At 64.1% G+C, this 15,161-nt stretch carries 16 protein-coding genes; 1 reads left to right on the forward strand and 15 read right to left on the reverse strand.

What is annotated here, in order from left to right:
• Positions 1–139: 139 nt before the first annotated feature.
• The 6 genes from DW123_RS09230 to larC all read right to left on the reverse strand — a co-directional run bounded on the left by DW123_RS09230 (position 140) and on the right by larC (position 5,562).
• Entirely contained in the window at positions 140–1,141 is a 1,002-nt protein-coding gene (locus DW123_RS09230) for a hypothetical protein (protein WP_118273740.1), read from the reverse strand.
• Between the two features lie 28 nt (positions 1,142–1,169).
• Positions 1,170–1,934 (reverse strand): septum formation initiator family protein, encoded by a 765-nt coding sequence (locus tag DW123_RS09800; protein WP_233540187.1) that lies wholly within the window; start codon positions 1,932–1,934, stop codon positions 1,170–1,172.
• Between the two features lie 196 nt (positions 1,935–2,130).
• The gene (gene eno, locus DW123_RS09240; RefSeq protein WP_118273739.1) at positions 2,131–3,420 is read right to left on the reverse strand and encodes a phosphopyruvate hydratase; all 1,290 of its coding nucleotides are present in this window, start codon (positions 3,418–3,420) and stop codon (positions 2,131–2,133) included.
• 187 nt (positions 3,421–3,607) lie between these two features.
• On the reverse strand, positions 3,608–4,468 hold the full coding sequence (mazG, locus tag DW123_RS09245; protein WP_118273738.1) for a nucleoside triphosphate pyrophosphohydrolase: 861 nt from the start codon (positions 4,466–4,468) through the stop codon (positions 3,608–3,610).
• A gap of 2 nt (positions 4,469–4,470) precedes the next feature.
• Positions 4,471–5,019 (reverse strand): phosphodiesterase, encoded by a 549-nt coding sequence (gene yfcE, locus DW123_RS09250; RefSeq protein WP_118273737.1) that lies wholly within the window; start codon positions 5,017–5,019, stop codon positions 4,471–4,473.
• 57 nt (positions 5,020–5,076) lie between these two features.
• Positions 5,077–5,562, reverse strand: coding sequence for a nickel insertion protein (larC, locus tag DW123_RS09255; protein ID WP_233540188.1), 486 nt, complete (start codon positions 5,560–5,562; stop codon positions 5,077–5,079).
• Positions 5,563–5,863: 301 nt separating this feature from the next.
• Between larC and DW123_RS09260 the strand changes: the two genes are divergently transcribed.
• A complete protein-coding gene (locus tag DW123_RS09260; protein WP_118273735.1) occupies positions 5,864–6,775 on the forward strand; it encodes a PHP domain-containing protein in 912 nt (303 codons plus the stop codon).
• A 29-nt stretch (positions 6,776–6,804) separates the two neighbouring features.
• Here the strand turns inward: DW123_RS09260 and hisE are convergent, their stop codons facing one another.
• From hisE to hisG, 9 genes are all read right to left on the reverse strand, one after another.
• The gene (gene hisE, locus DW123_RS09265) at positions 6,805–7,122 is read right to left on the reverse strand and encodes a phosphoribosyl-ATP diphosphatase (RefSeq protein WP_055252387.1); all 318 of its coding nucleotides are present in this window, start codon (positions 7,120–7,122) and stop codon (positions 6,805–6,807) included.
• Positions 7,123–7,168: 46 nt separating this feature from the next.
• The gene (gene hisI, locus DW123_RS09270) at positions 7,169–7,498 is read right to left on the reverse strand and encodes a phosphoribosyl-AMP cyclohydrolase (RefSeq protein ID WP_118273734.1); all 330 of its coding nucleotides are present in this window, start codon (positions 7,496–7,498) and stop codon (positions 7,169–7,171) included.
• Entirely contained in the window at positions 7,499–8,281 is a 783-nt protein-coding gene (gene hisF / locus DW123_RS09275) for an imidazole glycerol phosphate synthase subunit HisF (RefSeq protein ID WP_055252389.1), read from the reverse strand.
• Positions 8,282–8,284: 3 nt separating this feature from the next.
• Positions 8,285–9,028 carry a HisA/HisF-related TIM barrel protein gene (locus tag DW123_RS09280; RefSeq protein ID WP_118273733.1) on the reverse strand — a complete coding sequence of 248 codons (744 nt, stop codon included), beginning with the start codon at positions 9,026–9,028 and terminating at the stop codon, positions 8,285–8,287.
• On the reverse strand, positions 9,025–9,720 hold the full coding sequence (locus DW123_RS09285) for an imidazole glycerol phosphate synthase subunit HisH (protein WP_117735545.1): 696 nt from the start codon (positions 9,718–9,720) through the stop codon (positions 9,025–9,027). Before DW123_RS09285 ends, DW123_RS09280 begins: the two co-directional genes overlap by 4 nt.
• 79 nt (positions 9,721–9,799) lie before the next feature.
• On the reverse strand, positions 9,800–10,387 hold the full coding sequence (gene hisB / locus DW123_RS09290; protein ID WP_117635658.1) for an imidazoleglycerol-phosphate dehydratase HisB: 588 nt from the start codon (positions 10,385–10,387) through the stop codon (positions 9,800–9,802).
• Positions 10,388–11,503 (reverse strand): histidinol-phosphate transaminase, encoded by a 1,116-nt coding sequence (hisC, locus tag DW123_RS09295; RefSeq protein ID WP_199570219.1) that lies wholly within the window; start codon positions 11,501–11,503, stop codon positions 10,388–10,390. It lies immediately after the preceding gene.
• Position 11,504: 1 nt separating this feature from the next.
• Positions 11,505–12,941, reverse strand: coding sequence for a histidinol dehydrogenase (gene hisD / locus DW123_RS09300; RefSeq protein ID WP_118273732.1), 1,437 nt, complete (start codon positions 12,939–12,941; stop codon positions 11,505–11,507).
• Positions 12,942–13,046: 105 nt separating this feature from the next.
• On the reverse strand, positions 13,047–14,762 hold the full coding sequence (gene hisG, locus DW123_RS09305) for an ATP phosphoribosyltransferase (protein WP_118273731.1): 1,716 nt from the start codon (positions 14,760–14,762) through the stop codon (positions 13,047–13,049).
• Positions 14,763–15,161 lie beyond the last annotated feature (399 nt).

Consider the following 15,161-nt stretch of genomic DNA (forward strand, 5'->3'; position numbering starts at 1 on the left):
GATATGGCACCGTGGGGACACATGTATGTCAATCCTGGTCTAACAGAGCCTTTTTTAATCCCCGTCCCAGAAAACTCATTCACGGAAAGGCTCGGGCGGACCATGTAGCTAAAAAAGCCCCGTCCCAAAAAGACTACTTTTAGAGTGTGCTGAGAGTGGGGGTCCAGGCGATGGTGGGGGTCGCGCCGTCGAGAGTCTCGTTGATGGTTGCTGCCATACCGGCGAGTAGGCTGTTCTCGCTTACTGTGAGCGTGTCGTAGCCGCCGGCGCGCATGAGTTCGCGAATCACCACGGCGCCAGCGAGAATCACGCCCGCACGCTTGGACTGCACGCCCGGCAATGCGGCAATGCCCGTAACACCCAGCGCGGACATGCACTCGATAGCGGTCGAGACCTGCTCCATCGAAAGCTCGCGCAGGTGCACAAAGCTCGAATCGTACGGCTCCAGCTCGTGAACGAGTGCAACGAGCGTGGTGACGGTGCCACCCACCGCGACCAAGCGCTCGGCGCGCTCAAAGTTGTTGGGCAGGCTCTCAAAGTACGCCGTAAACTGCTCGTTTGCCCAGTCGGCAGCAGCCGCAAGCTCACCTGCCAAAGGCGGCAACGCGGAGAAAAACCGCTCCGTTACACGACGGCAGCCAATGTCCAGCGAACGCGTGCCCTCCAGCGCAAAGACCCCGCGCTCCGGAGCGTATACACCCGTCGCAAGCTCCGTCGACCCGCCGCCCGAATCCGCGACGATGATGCGCTCGCCCGCAAAGTCGTGCGCCACACCAAAAAACGTCAGGCGCGCCTCGACCTCGCCCGGAATCACCTGCGGTTCGAGCCCCAGCTCGCGCAGGCCGTCCAGCAGCAGGGCGGCGTTGGACGCATCACGCGCGGCGCTCGTGCATGTGGTGCAGATGCGCACGGCCCCAAAGGCACGGGCTTCGTCCACAAACATGCGGCACGCAGCGAGCACGCGCTCAACGGCCGCCTCGCAAAAGCGCCCCGTCGCGTCCACGCCCTCGCCCAAGTCGGTGATCTCGGTATGCTTGGACGATTTCATGATCGCCCCGGCCTCGACCTGCGCCAGCACCAGTCGCGACGACACCGTTCCCAGGTCGATCGCGGCCACCTTATATCGTTTGCACTCTGCCATTGCGGGCTCCCCTCCGGGCGTTACTCGCCTACTCGCCGCTGGACGCGACCGTCTGACCCTCGACGCCGTTAAATCCAAACAGCATGTCGAGCGTCTGAATGTACCACGGCGCGTCCTTGCCGACTTCTTCGATCTCCTTGGCCACCTCGCTGGCCTTCTTGGCGTTCGACGACTTCTTTTCAGCCGACGACGAGTCCGAATCATCGTCCAGGCCCAAGACATCAATCCTAGTCTCACCAGGCATCACCAGGCCCAGGTCCTCGGACGCCGCATCCTTGATGCCCTCCTCCGAGAGCAGCTTGTCGACGCTTTTTTGCAGCTCGTCGTTATATTGCTCGCGAATCTCGACCTGCTTGGCCAAGATGTCGCTCGAGCGCTTAGCCACGTACAGGTCGCGTACGGGAAAATACAGGCTCACGAGCGCCAGCGCCACCACGATACCGATAAACAGCAGGCGCAGAGAGCCATGCGTAAAGTCATAGATCGCCTTGACCACCGCATTGTCGTTGGCGTAGCGCATAAAGTCCGCGCCCGAAAGACGGCTCGAAGGTCTGCTCGATTTGTCGTGCGTCTGGGCCGAGGGACGCGACGAATGCGGCGAACGTGTCGGACGTACTGGTCCATCTGTCGAAGTATTCACTTGAGCATTGGGGCGCGAGGTACTTGTCGGGCGCTGCGTGGAGCGGTCGGCGCCGGCGTAGGCGGACCCACCGAGCTGCACCGTGCGCGCACGGCGAGGCGACGGCTCACGCGAACCGGCGGAATAGTACCTGTTGTCGTAAATCTGATCCATGTGCGCCTTGTGCGGTTGAGGTTTGTTTGCGCTAAGTCCTTTAGTTATAGCACGAGCATGCGCACCGCCTTCGCCAGCCTTTGCTCGACATAAAAAAGGCGCTGAGCCGTGTGGCCCAGCGCCCGATAGCGCTCTGTAGCATCTAGCTGGAGCGGGGCAAAGCCGAGTCTGCCCCCTCCCCGCCAGGCTCGTCTGTCTAGCGAATGTTGTAGAACGCGGCCTTGCCGGCGTAGCGCGCGCTGCCCTCAAGCTCGTCCTCGATGCGGATGAGCTGGTTGTACTTGGCGATACGGTCACTGCGGCACGGGGCGCCCGACTTGATCTGGCCGGCGTTGACGCCCACGACCAGGTCGGCGATCGTGGAGTCCTCGGTCTCGCCGGAGCGGTGGCTCACGATGCAGGCGTAACCGGCCTCCTTGGCGGTCTCGATGGCCTCGATCGACTCGGTGAGCGTACCGATCTGGTTGACCTTGACCAGGATCGCGTTGGCGGCACCCAGCTCGATGCCCTTCTTGAGGCGCTCGGTGTTGGTGACGAACAGGTCGTCGCCCACCAGCTGCACTTTGTTGCCAATGCGGCGGGTAAGCTCGACCCAACCGTCCCAATCCTCCTCGGCCATGCCGTCTTCGATGGAGATGATGGGATAGGTGTCGACAAGCTTCTCCCAGTAATCAACCATCTGGGCGCTCGTGTACTCCACACCCTCGCCCTTGAGCTCGTACATGCCGGTCTCGGCGTTGTAGAACTCGGTCGAGGCCGGATCCATGGCGTACATGAAGTCGACGCCGGGCTTAAAGCCGGCCTTCTCCACGGCCTTGGTGATGTACTCGAACGGCTCGGCGTTGGACTTAAGGTTGGGGGCAAAGCCGCCCTCGTCGCCCACGCCGCCGCCCAGGCCGGCCTCGTGCAGCACGCCCTTGAGGGTGTGGTAGACCTCGGCGCACCAACGCAGGCCCTCGGCAAAGCTCGGGGCGCCCACCGGCATGATCATGAACTCCTGGAAGTCGACGTTATTGTCGGCATGCACGCCGCCGTTGAGGATGTTCATCATGGGCGTGGGCAGCAGGTGGGCGTTGACGCCGCCCAGGTACTGGTACAGCGACAGACCCGCCGACTCGGCAGCGGCGCGGGCAACGGCCAGCGACACGCCCAGGATGGCGTTGGCACCGAGCCTGGTCTTGTTGGGGGTACCGTCCGCGGCAATCAGCGCGGCATCGACGGCGCGCTGGTCGAAGGCGTCGAGGCCCACGACGGCGTTAGCGCACTCGTTGTTGACGTGCTCGACGGCCTGCGAAACGCCCTTGCCCAGGTAGCGGCCCTTGTCGCCATCGCGCAGCTCGCAGGCCTCAAAGGCGCCGGTCGAAGCACCCGAAGGCACCACTGCGCGGCCGAAGCTGCCGTCCTCGAGCACGACCTCGACCTCGACGGTGGGATTGCCGCGGCTGTCGAGCACCTCACGACCGTAGACGTCCAAAATATCGCTCATGTTGTCTCCCTCTCACTTGGAAACGTAGTGGATGCAAGCGACTGGCCGACTGCGCACCGTCGGTGCGCCTCCGTAAGTTAGCCGTCGCACTTTTTGCATTATGCCCTAAGTTAGCCGAAGGATACAATTGTTTTTCGAATTATTTAGCGGGAACGATGAGGCATGTCAGCCCGTCGTTCCCGCAGTCTTACTCCTCCGCCTTGGCGGCATCCCAGAGGTCGTTGAGGCCGTGGGTCGAAAGCTCGGCAAGATCCACGTGAACGTCGGCTGCCATCTGCTCCATCGCGGCCCAGCGGCGGCGGAACTTTGCCGTACTGGCGCGCAGGGCACTCTCGGCGTCAATCCCCTCCTTGCGCGCAACGTTGACAAGGGCAAAGAGCAGGTCGCCAAACTCCATCTCGCGCTCGGGCGAGCCGGGCTCCTCGGCCTCAAACTCGGCACGCTCCTCGGCAACCTCGTCCCACACGTCCTGGACCGTCTCCCACTCAAAGCCCACGGCCGCTGCTTTGCGCGACACCTTCTGCGCCTGCATCAATGCCGGCAGATGCGTGGGCACGCCGTCGAGCAGGCCCTCGGGTACCGCCTCGCCTGCTGCCACGGCCTTGTCCTTGACGGCCTTCTCGGCAAGCTTGACCTCGTCCCAGATCTTGAGCACCTCGTCGGAGTTCTCGGCATCCGCATCGCCAAACACGTGCGGGTGGCGGCGGATGAGTTTGGCGTCGATATCGCGTGCCACATCGGCCAGCGTAAACTCACCGGCGTCCGCCGCAATCTGCGCATGCAGCACGACCTGCATGAGCACATCGCCCAGCTCCTCACGCAGGTGTGCCGCGTCGTCGGCCTCAATGCAGTCGAGCGCCTCGTAGGTTTCCTCGATCATGTTCTTGCCGATGCTCTGATGCGTCTGTTCGCGGTCCCACGGGCAGCCATCGGGCTGACGCAGGCGCCAGATGGTCTGCACCAGATGCTGCAGCTCGGCCGACGCATCTACCAGCGTCGACAGGTCGCGCGAACCCTCGGCATTTTGCTGAGCCATATGCTGCGCCATGGTTACTCCTCCTCCAGGATCACGTGGCGGAACGCACCGCCCTCATAGATACCGTAGCTGTGCGTACCGTCCTTGGGAATGCTCACGCTGCCGGGATTGAACAGCCACAGGCCCGGGTGCGCCTCGCTTGCCTCGTTAACCTTGATATGCGTGTGACCGTAGACGAGCGCGGAGCCCTCGGGCAGCGCAGGCGCGTGGTCGACGCTGTTGTGCATGCCGGCGCCAAAGACATGGCCATGCGTCAGGAACAGCTCGCGGCCGGCCTCGTCGAACAGCGTGGCGTAGTCTGCCATGACGGGAAAGTCGAGCACCATCTGGTCAACCTCGGCGTCACAGTTGCCGCGCACCGCGATGATGCGGTCGGCCAGGGCGTTGAGCAGCGGAATCACGCGCTTGGGGGCGTAATCGCGCGGCAGGTCGTTACGCGGGCCGTGATAGAGCAGGTCGCCCAGCAGCACGATGCGGTCGGGCTGCTCGGACTCGATGGCGTCGCACAGGCGCTCGGCCCAATATGCCGAGCCGTGGATGTCGGAGGCGATGAAACATTTCATGGGAAGTCCTTTCGGGATGGGGCAAATAGGGTTGGCGCGGCGCGTTACTTGACCGTGTTACTCAAATCGTAGTACCGCGCCCTGAGCCGCCTGCATTACGCGTTGGAGCGGCACGTTGTGCTCGCGGGCAAGGCGGGCGCAGTCCTCGTACTCGGGTGCGGCGCGCTCGCTGCCATCGGGCAGGGTTGCCACCTTAACGGACACCTCGCCCCAAGGCGTTGCGACCTGCTCAAAGCGGCGCGGCAGGCAAACGCGCTCCATGACCTGGCGCCGGATGCCATTAGTCGTGGTTTCCAAAAAGATGATCGTCTGCAGACGGTCAATGTCCTCGCGGGAGCAGAGCACCTGCAGCTGCCAGCCGGGACGGCCTTTCTTGCAATAGAGGGGCAGCCAGTGTACCTCGCGCGCACCCGCCTCGCGCAGGCGATCGGCGGCGTAGGCGAGTACCTCGGGCGACGCATCGTCGATGTCGCATTCCAGCTTGACGATGGTTTCGGGCGCATCGGTCTCGCGGGACAGCGGTGATTTGCTATCGCATTGCATACGGTCCGGGTCCTTTCCGCACGGGCTCGTTTTGTTCATCCAAACGCTAGCACATCGGACGTGGCGCAGACGTGACTTTCGTCCATCGCCGCCCTCGCCCTTATCCAAATGTGTACGTCAGCCTCCAAATATGCCATTTTTTGTCGGTTTTGGAGGCTGACGTACACGTTTTGAGAGCGCAAGCGAGGCCGCACCGCGCGCCGCGCAGCCTTTCCAATCGATTTCGACCTCCGACGTGCCCGGCGTTTTGAGAGTTGTGCCATTACAATGGAGCGGATTCGCCAAATGCAAAGGAGTCGCCATGCCCGCATGCCCGCTGGTCGATTGCCACATCCATACTTCGTTTTCGGACGGCCATGCCTCCTTTGAGGAAAACGTTCGCGCTGCCGCGGCCGCTGGCTGTCGGGTCATGGTCTCGACCGACCACCTCACCCTGCCCGCCAGCATGGATGCTAACTGCGAGGTGCAGGTCGTCGAGGGCGACTTGCCGGCGCACCGCCTGGCTTTTGAGGATGCCCGCAAGCTTGCCGCGCAGATCGCACCCGAGCTCGAGCTTATCTATGGCTTTGAATGCGATTGGTACCAAGGTTGCGAGCCTTTGGTTGAGAGCTGGTCCCAGGGCGCCATCGTACGCCTGGGTAGCGTGCATTGGATTGGCAACCCAGGCGATATTGCGGCAGGCGCCGCAAGCACGGCGGGGATAGAGGACGTCGCTCGCCCCGACACGCCCGATTCGCTCTGCGGCTGGATTGACGACGATACCAACCTGCATGTTTGGGAAAACTTAGGCGTGCGCGGCGTATGGGAGCGCTATGTCGACGACTGGTGCCGCGCCTGCGAGAGCTCGCTCAACTTTGACGTGATGGCCCATCCCGACCTAGTCATGCGTTTTTCGAAAGAGGGCTTTGCGCCCGACTTTAACCCCATGCCCTTTTGGGAGCAGATGGCCGAGTGCGCCCACGGCACGGGCCGCCGCGTTGAGGTCTCGACCGCCGCACCGCGCAAGGGCTTGGACGACTACTATCCCGCGACCGGATTGCTGCGTTGCTTTGCCCACGCCGAGGTGCCGATTACTTTTGGCTCGGACGCACACCGCGCCTGCGACATCTGCTGGAACATCCGCGAGGCTCAGGCCCACGCCTACGACTGCGGCTACCGAACCTTCGATATCCCCCACGCCACCGGCGAATGGGAACCCACGCCCCTCGCCTAAGACTAGTCGTTGGGGACGTTCTTAAACAACTATTGACGGCGGGCGTTGAGTTCGCCGGCCAGCTCATCGAGGGTGATGCCGTAGCGCTCGAGCGTCACGAGCAGGTGGTAGATCAGGTCGCCGGCCTCGTAGCGGATGTGGTCGTGATCGTTATCCTTGCAGGCCATGATGACCTCGCTCGCCTCCTCGGCAAGCTTCTTGAGCAGCTCGTCCTCGACATCGGTCAGCAGGCGAGCGGTATAGCTCTCCTGCGGCGATGCGTCGCGACGGCCGTGAATCACCCCGGCGAGCCCCGTCAGCGTCTCACCGATATTTCCATCCTGAACATTCGCGGTGCGCACACCCATGGTTCAATCCTTTCTGGTTGGCCAAGCGCCTGGTCGAGCGCCCGCCCTACGCGAGTTTTCTAAAGAAGCAGGTACGGTTGCCGGTATGGCAGGCCGGACCCGGCGAGTCGACCTTGACCAGCAGCGTATCGCTATCGCAGTCGGCCCAGAGCTCCTTGACCTCCTGCATATTGCCGCTCGTCGCGCCCTTGTTCCAGAGCTCCTGGCGGCTGCGGCTCCAAAACCACGTGGTACCGGTCTTGAGCGTCAGCCCCACCGATTCCTCGTTCATCCAAGCAACCATAAGCACCTCACCGGTGTCATACTGCTGAACCACACAAGGAATCAGCCCACGGTTGTCGTATTTGAGCTCTGCCGCGGTTGTCACTTGCTCCATTTAGAAGTCCAATCTCACAGGTATTCCCTGGCTGGCCATGTATTCTTTGACTTCGCGAATGCTGAAGGTCCCAAAGTGAAAGACACTTGCTGCCAGCACGGCATCGGCTTCGCCCTCGATCACGCCCTCGGCAAAATGCTCGAGCGTGCCCACGCCGCCGCTTGCGATCACCGGGATCGGCACCGCGCGCGCCACGGCGCGGGTGAGTGCCAGGTCGAAGCCAGCCTTGGTGCCGTCGCGATCCATGCTGGTGAGCAAGATCTCACCGGCGCCGCGACGAGCCGCTTCCTCGGCCCACGCCACCGCATCGATACCCGTGGCGTTACGGCCGCCCGCGGTAAAGACCTCCCACTTGTCGGCTCCCGGCTCACCGGGCAAACCAACACGCTTGGCATCGATCGCCACGACCACGGCCTGGCTGCCAAATGCAGCGGCAGCTTGGCTGACCAGCGACGGATCGCGCACGGCAGCAGAGTTGAGCGACACCTTATCGGCACCGGCAGCCACCATGGTTCGCATGCCCGCCAGGTCACGAAAACCGCCGCCCACGGTATAGGGAATGGCCAGCTCCTCGGCCGCATGCGCCGCCATCTCAATGGTCGTCGCACGGTTATCGCTCGTCGCAGTGATGTCCAGGAACACGACTTCGTCCGCGCCCTCGCGGTCGTAGGCGCGCGCCAGCTCCACCGGATCGCCCGCATCGCGCAGGCTCACAAAGTTGACGCCCTTGACCACGCGGCCGTCCTTAACGTCCAGACAGGGAATCACACGCTTGGTAAGCATGGGCTACTCCTCCCCTCGGGCGGCGGCCAGCGCCTGTGCCAGCGTAAAGTTGCCCTCGTAGAGTGCGCGACCGGTGATGGCGCCTTCAATCGCGCCCTCACCCACCGCGGCCAGTGCGCGGATGTCATCGAGCGTCGAGATGCCACCCGAAGCCACGACGGGAAAACCCGCGACCTCGGCCACATGGCGATACGCCGCCACGTCGATGCCCGTCTGCATGCCATCGCGCGCGATGTCGGTGTACACCAAATGCTTAAAGCCCAACTCGGAAAGCTGCGCCACCGCATCATCGAGCGCCACGCCCGCGCCATCGCGCCAGCCGTTCACCTTGACCTGGCCGTCACGGGCGGCGATGTCTGCCACCAGCAGCTCGCCAAAGCCGCGCGCTGCCACCTCGGCAAAACCCGGCTCGGTCACCAGCACGGTCCCCAGCGCAATACGGCGCGCGCCATAGCCGGCCAGCTCGTCGATGCGTGCGAGCGAGCGGACGCCGCCGCCCACGTCCACGGACAGACCGTCGACGCCGCAGATAGCCTTGATCGCCGTCGAGTTGGCAGCGCATGCGTCCTCATCCTCGCCAAAGGCAGCGGACAGATCGACGACGTGCACCCAGCTTGCACCTTGCCCGGCAAACGAGCGGGCGACGGCGACGGGGTTGTCGGAATATACCTTGCAGCGGCTCCGGTCGCCGCGCTCCAGGCGCACGACCTTGCCGCCGATCAAATCGATTGCGGGAAACAGAATCATCGGCCGGCCTCCTCGACGATGTTGACGAAGTTCTTAAGGATGCGCTGTCCCAGCGCGGAGGATTTCTCGGGATGGAACTGGCAGCCCCACACGTTGCCGTGGCGCACGATGCACGGGAAGCTCCGCGTGTAGTGCGTGCGCGCCAGAACATCGGCGGCATCGACATCGTCGGCCACCGCATAGCTGTGGGTGAAGTACATGTTGGCGCCCTCGGCAAAACCGGCGAGCAATGGATCGGCCGCGCCGGCGGGCGTCATGTGCACCTGGTCCCAGCCCACGTGCGGCACCTTCAGGCGACTCGATTCCAAGCGCGTGCACGAGCCGCGCATAATGCCCAGGCCATCGACCCAGGGACCGCCGGCCTGCTCGGAGGCATCGTCGTCCGCGCCCTCGTCCGCCGGCACGCCCTCGTCGCCGCGTTCAAAAAACAGCTGAAGGCCCAGGCAGATGCCGAGCAGAGGAGTTCCGGCGGCAACGGCGTCAAGCACGGCCGCCTCCTCGCCGCTCTGGCGCATAAAGGCGATCGCGTCATAGAACGCGCCCACGCCCGGGATGACCAGGCCATCGGCCTTGCGGATCTGTTCCGGATCATCCGACGTGCAGGCAGCGGCACCGGCGCGCGCAAGCCCGCGCACGACGCTCGACAAGTTCCCTTTGTGGTAGTCGACCACCACGATCTTCGGTTCGCCCACGCGACCCTCCTTTTTCCATCATCCAAAACCACCACAAAGGGGACAGGCACCTTTGTGGTGGTTTCTGCCTATATGGCGGTTACAGTGAGCCCTTGGTGCTGGGGATTCCTTGCACGCGGGGATCAAGCTCGCAGGCGTGGCGCATCGTGCGTCCCACGGCCTTAAAGGCTGCCTCGATAATGTGATGCGAGTTGCCGCCCGCCAGCTCGCGCACATGCAGCGTGAGCTTAGCATCGCGCGCAAAGGCATAGAAGAACTCGACGGCCAGCTCGGTATCAAAGCTGCCCACGCGCTCGGTCGGCACGGGCAGATCGCAATAGGCCTGCCCGCGACCCGAGATATCAACGGCGGCCATCACGAGCGTCTCGTCCATGGCAATCGCCGCATCGGCAAAGCGCGTAATGCCCGCCTTGTCACCCAGTGCCTGGCAAAACGCCTCGCCCAGCACAATGCCCGTGTCCTCGACGGTGTGGTGCGCGTCGACCTCCACATCGCCCATCGCATGTACCGTCAAATCGAACAGGCCATGGCGGCCAAAGGCGTTGAGCATGTGGTCGAAAAACGGCACGCCGGTCGAGATATCGCACACGCCGGATCCGTCCAGATCGAGTCTAACGACAATGTCGGTCTCGCCCGTCTTGCGGGTCACCTCGACATAACGGCCCATCTACATCTCCTCCTTCACCAGCGCGGCAAACGCTGCCAGCACCTCGTCGTTTTCCTGCGGGGTACCCACGGTAATGCGCAGACAGTCCGCAAGCCCCGGCGCGTAGCTAAAGTCACGCACCAAAATCGAATACTCATCGCGCAGACGCTCGCGCACGCGCGTGGCGTGCGGCGTGCGCACGAGCACAAAGTTCGCCGCGCTCGGCCACGCCTCCACGGGCAGGCCCTCGGCAGCCATTGCGCGCAGGGCGCACAGCTCGCGCACGCGCTCAGATGCAACCCGTGCCACCACGGGCGCGTACGCATCGCGGGCACGCACGCAGGCAAGCGCCGCGGCCTGGCTCAGCACGTTGACTGAATAGATCTGGCGAATCGCCGCGAACACGTCAATAACCTCGGGTGACGCAATCACATAGCCCAGACGCGTGCCGGCGGCGCCGAACGCCTTGGACAGCGTATGCAGAATCACCAGGTTGGAATGCTCGGCGATAAGCCCTTGCGCCGTGGTGGCCGCGCCAAACGAATCGTCAGCAAACTCCACGTAGGCCTCGTCGACCATCACCATGCCGGGACACGCATCGCACAGAGCCGCGATAAAGTCGAGCGGCGCCACGTCGCCCGTGGGATTGTTGGGCGAGGTCACAATCGCCAGGTTGCACTCGGGCGCTGCCGCAAGCACGGCAGCCTGATCGAGCTCAAAGGTCACCGGATCGCGCCACACGTCGCGCACCTCGGTCTGGCAGAGCGACGCAAAGAACGCATACTCGCTAAAGCATGGCGGGCAGTTGAGCAGGGTCCGCCCCGCGCCGCCAAACGCCAGCAGGTAGTTATAGAGCAGCTCGTCGCCGCCGTTGCCCACGCAGATGTTCTCGCGTGCCACGCCATGCCAAGCGGCAAGCTCGTCGCGCAGGTCGTTGGACATGGGGTCGGGATAGCGGTTGAGCGGCGTGGCGGCGAGTGCCGCGTCGATCGCCTCGCGCACGCCAGCCGGCACGGGATAGGTGTTCTCGTTGGCCGAAAGGTTGATGCGCGTGGGCGTAAAGTTGGGATCATAGGGCTCAATGCCGGCCAAGTAGGGCTGGACGAGTTCCTTCATGCGAGGCGTCAGCTCGGCCATATTAGGCCTCCCCGCCGGTCGCGTTAGCGCCATCCGCGCCCGCAGCCGCCAAGTCCACACCCTCGGCGACCGTCGCCGCGGCGTCGCCCGGCCAGGCAACCTTGGTCAGGTCGGCCGCCGCCAGCGACTCGGCGCTCACGGAATCCTCGCCCTGTTCCAGCACGCGACGACGCAGGGCGGCAGAAAGCGCGTGCGCCCACAGGCCCTCGGCCTCGGCCAAACGCTGCGTAGCGGGAGCGTCGGAGAGCAGGCCCTCGGGCGTATAGCAGATAACGCTTGAGCGCTTAACGAACTCCTCCACCGAAAGCGGGTTGGAGAACATGGCCGTGCCGCCGGTCGGCAGCGTGTGATTGGGGCCGGCAACGTAATCGCCGAGCGGCTCGGAGCTCCAAGCGCCCACAAAGATGGCGCCGGCGTTGCGAATGCCGCCAAGCAGGCCCATTGCATCCTTGCAGTGCAGCTCCAGGTGCTCGGGCGCCACGGTGTTCACGGCCTCGACGGCGGCAGCCATATCGGCGGCCACCACGATGGTGCCCTCGTTGTCGAGCGAGGCGCGCGTGATCTCGGCACGCGGCGACTGCGCCACCAGAATGTCGACACCCGCCTCGACCTCGCGCGCAAACTGCTCGTCGCAGGTCACCAGATAGCAGGCGGCCAGCGGATCGTGCTCGGCCTGGGCCATCAGGTCGGCCGCGACCACCATGGGTTTGGCCGTGGCATCGGCCAGCACGCAAACCTCGGAGGGGCCGGCGACCATGTCGACGCCCACGTCGCCCGAGACAATCTGCTTGGCCGCGGCGACAAAGGCGTTGCCCGGGCCGGTGATTTTGTCGACGCGCGGAATGGTCTCGGTACCGTATGCCAGCGCGGCCACGGCCTGGGCGCCGCCCACCATATAGATTTCGTCCACGCCGCCGAGCTTGGCCGCGGCGAGCGTATAGGGGCTGATCAGGCCGTCCTTTTGCGGCGGCGTCACCATGACCACGCGCTTGACGCCGGCCACCTTGGCAGGAATGGCGTTCATGAGCACGGTGGAGGGATACTGCGCGCGACCGCCCGGCACGTAGATGCCGGCCGCGGCGAGCGGAGTCACCTTAACGCCGAGCATCGTGCCGTCTGGACGCGTGGTAAACCAGCCCTGCTCGACCTCGCGCTGGTGAAACTCGCGAATCTGGCGCGCAGCCTTCTCGAGCGCGGCGACAAAGGCCGGGTCGAGGCCTTCGAGCGCAGCATCGATCTGCTCTTGCGGCAGACGAAAGCTTTGCAGCTCGACACCGTCAAAACGCTGGCAGTAATCGCGCACCGTAGCATCGCCGTTGGCACGCACGTTGGCCACGATATCGCGGGCGGCGTCGACGATGTTTTGCGGCAGCACACCCTTGCGGTTGAGCTGGTTGGTAACGAGGCGCTCACCGGGAGCAAGCTTGATGGTCTTCATATCGGTATCCCCTATCGGTCGAGGTTGCGTTTGGAAAACGAGATGCCGGGCAGCGGCACCAGTCGGCCCGCAGCCCGGACGTTGGGGCGCCCGTGCGCGCTCGCGCTATTGTGCCGAGCCCGCGACGGGCTCAAAATGCTTGTCCTTCACGGCAGCCGCCAGGCGATCGGCCAGGTTGCGAACGCGCGGATCCAGGCGCGCGGCACCCGGGTTGACGAAGAAGCGGGCCGTGCAGTCCATAATGCGGCCGGTGATGACCAGGTCGTTGTCGCGCAGCGTGGCGCCCGTGGCGGTGATATCCACGATGCGATCGGTCATACCGACGATGGGTCCCAGCTCGATGTTGCCGTGCAGCGAAACAATGTCGGCGTTGACGCCGCACTCGGCATACCAGGCACTCGCGATGCGCGGGTACTTGGTTGCCACGCGAAGCGAACCGCGGCGGGCATAGTTGCGCTCGGCCTGACCGGCGCGCCAAACGGGCTCAGCCTCAATAAAGGTGCACAGGCCGTAACCCAAATCGACCAGCTGCAGCAGGTTGAGGTCGGCCTCGATAAGCGAATCCCAGCCGCAGATGCCGCAATCGGCACCACCGCAGCCCACAAAAGCGGGCGCATCGCTGGGGCGCACGATGACAAACTCGATATCGCCGACCGCGCCCTCGCCGGCACGCGTATCGCGACCGCGCACGATCAGGTGACGGCCGGGGTCGCGCAGCTCGGAGACGTCCAGGCCCGCGGCCTCGAGCACGTCGAGCGTGTCGGCCTTAAGCGAGCCCTTGGGAACGGCGATGCGCAGCGGACCCTCAGCACCACGGCCCGCGGCGTGGTCGCCGTCGGAAGCGGCGTCCTCAGCCGAAGTGTGCGCGGCCTCCAGACGCTCGAGCGAAAAGGCAAATCCCGCCGCCGGTACCTCGATGCCATCGCCGAACGCGCCGGTAAAGATGGAGTCGTAGCGACCGCCCGAACCCACCGGATCGGGCAGGCCACCGGCATAGGCCTTAAAGACCAGGCCCGTGTAGTAATAAAAAGAGTTCATGATGGAGAAGTCGAAGGACAGCACCTGGGCGTCCTCGGGAGCCAGGCCCTCGACCAGGGCACGCAGCTCGCGCGTCAGCGGCGCGACGATACCGGCAGCTTCCAGCAGCGCATCCACACGGTCGAGTATCTCGGCACCGCCGTGCAAGCGCGGCAGCTCGCTAATGGCGGCCTTGACGGCCTCGGACTCGGCGCTTGCCGCCACGCGGGCATCGAGGCCCACAAAGTCATTGGCGTGCACGCAGCGCAGGGCCTCGGCAGCCAGCTCGCGATCCTCGCACGCCGCGAGCAGCTCCTTAAAAGGACGCACGCTACCTGCGATAATGCGCGCATCGGGCAACGCCAGCTTGCGCACGGCATCGGCTACCAGCGAGACAATCTCGACATCGCCCGCGGTATCTCCCGCACCGATAAGCTCAAAGCCCAGCTGTGTAAACTGGCGCGAGCCGCCGGCATTGCGCTGGCACTCACGAACCACCGGCGCCTCGTAGCGAAGACGCAGTGGCAGATCGGCCGCGCGCATGCGGGTCGAAACCAAGCGCACGATCGGCAGCGTGTTGTCGGGACGGACCACCAGCAAACGCCCATCATCGTCAAAGAGCTTAAACGGCGTGTCCGCAATGCGGCCGCCTTCCTCGAGCGAACCCTTGTCCTCGAGCAGCGGCGTCTCAACCGGCAGGTAATGATGCTCCCTGAAGCAGCCCTTCACCGTACATGCGATCTCCTCGCGTGCCTGAGCCTCCTCGGGCAATATGTCCCGGAATCCCCACGGTGTGGCCGTCATCTGGTGAGCCTCCTCATGCTGTGCTTCGCATAGAACAGAAGACCGGCATAGCCCCGCCGGTCTTCTGGGTACTTTAGCATACTAGAGTGCTTGCGGGGAAAATCGTCTCCCTCGGCTCACAGCGTATTCATTTAGAAACATAGGGGCAAGCTCTCAGCTTAATCTGGCGATTCCCCCAGCCCAACCGGAAAGCGCGTCCCACTCCGAGCCGCAAGCCCGGGATGAACTTTCCGCCGAAGACACCCTGCGCCGACAGCAACGCAAAAAGGGCGCCCGCGCAAATGCGGACGCCCTTGTGTAGGGTCGAGATATCAACCAGCCAAGATATCGGACCTGCGACCAGCTCTTAGTAGTCGAACTGGTGGTAGTAGCGGCGGTACTTGAGGTTGTGCTTGGTGA

This window comes from Collinsella sp. AM10-26 (assembly GCF_003472525.1).
Taxonomy (GTDB): domain Bacteria; phylum Actinomycetota; class Coriobacteriia; order Coriobacteriales; family Coriobacteriaceae; genus Collinsella.

What these genes read in the sequence shown, in the direction of transcription:
- DW123_RS09230 (WP_118273740.1), bottom strand. Translation starts at nt 1,141, where the DNA reads ATGGCAGAGTGCAAACGATATAAGGTGGCCGCGATCGACCTGGGAACG.
- DW123_RS09800 (WP_233540187.1), bottom strand. Translation starts at nt 1,934, where the DNA reads ATGGATCAGATTTACGACAACAGGTACTATTCCGCCGGTTCGCGTGAG.
- eno (WP_118273739.1), bottom strand. Translation starts at nt 3,420, where the DNA reads ATGAGCGATATTTTGGACGTCTACGGTCGTGAGGTGCTCGACAGCCGC.
- mazG (WP_118273738.1), bottom strand. Translation starts at nt 4,468, where the DNA reads ATGGCGCAGCATATGGCTCAGCAAAATGCCGAGGGTTCGCGCGACCTG.
- yfcE (WP_118273737.1), bottom strand. Translation starts at nt 5,019, where the DNA reads ATGAAATGTTTCATCGCCTCCGACATCCACGGCTCGGCATATTGGGCC.
- larC (WP_233540188.1), bottom strand. Translation starts at nt 5,562, where the DNA reads ATGCAATGCGATAGCAAATCACCGCTGTCCCGCGAGACCGATGCGCCC.
- DW123_RS09260 (WP_118273735.1), top strand. Translation starts at nt 5,864, where the DNA reads ATGCCCGCATGCCCGCTGGTCGATTGCCACATCCATACTTCGTTTTCG.
- hisE (WP_055252387.1), bottom strand. Translation starts at nt 7,122, where the DNA reads ATGGGTGTGCGCACCGCGAATGTTCAGGATGGAAATATCGGTGAGACG.
- hisI (WP_118273734.1), bottom strand. Translation starts at nt 7,498, where the DNA reads ATGGAGCAAGTGACAACCGCGGCAGAGCTCAAATACGACAACCGTGGG.
- hisF (WP_055252389.1), bottom strand. Translation starts at nt 8,281, where the DNA reads ATGCTTACCAAGCGTGTGATTCCCTGTCTGGACGTTAAGGACGGCCGC.
- DW123_RS09280 (WP_118273733.1), bottom strand. Translation starts at nt 9,028, where the DNA reads ATGATTCTGTTTCCCGCAATCGATTTGATCGGCGGCAAGGTCGTGCGC.
- hisB (WP_117635658.1), bottom strand. Translation starts at nt 10,387, where the DNA reads ATGGGCCGTTATGTCGAGGTGACCCGCAAGACGGGCGAGACCGACATT.
- hisC (WP_199570219.1), bottom strand. Translation starts at nt 11,503, where the DNA reads ATGGCCGAGCTGACGCCTCGCATGAAGGAACTCGTCCAGCCCTACTTG.
- hisD (WP_118273732.1), bottom strand. Translation starts at nt 12,941, where the DNA reads ATGAAGACCATCAAGCTTGCTCCCGGTGAGCGCCTCGTTACCAACCAG.
- hisG (WP_118273731.1), bottom strand. Translation starts at nt 14,762, where the DNA reads ATGACGGCCACACCGTGGGGATTCCGGGACATATTGCCCGAGGAGGCT.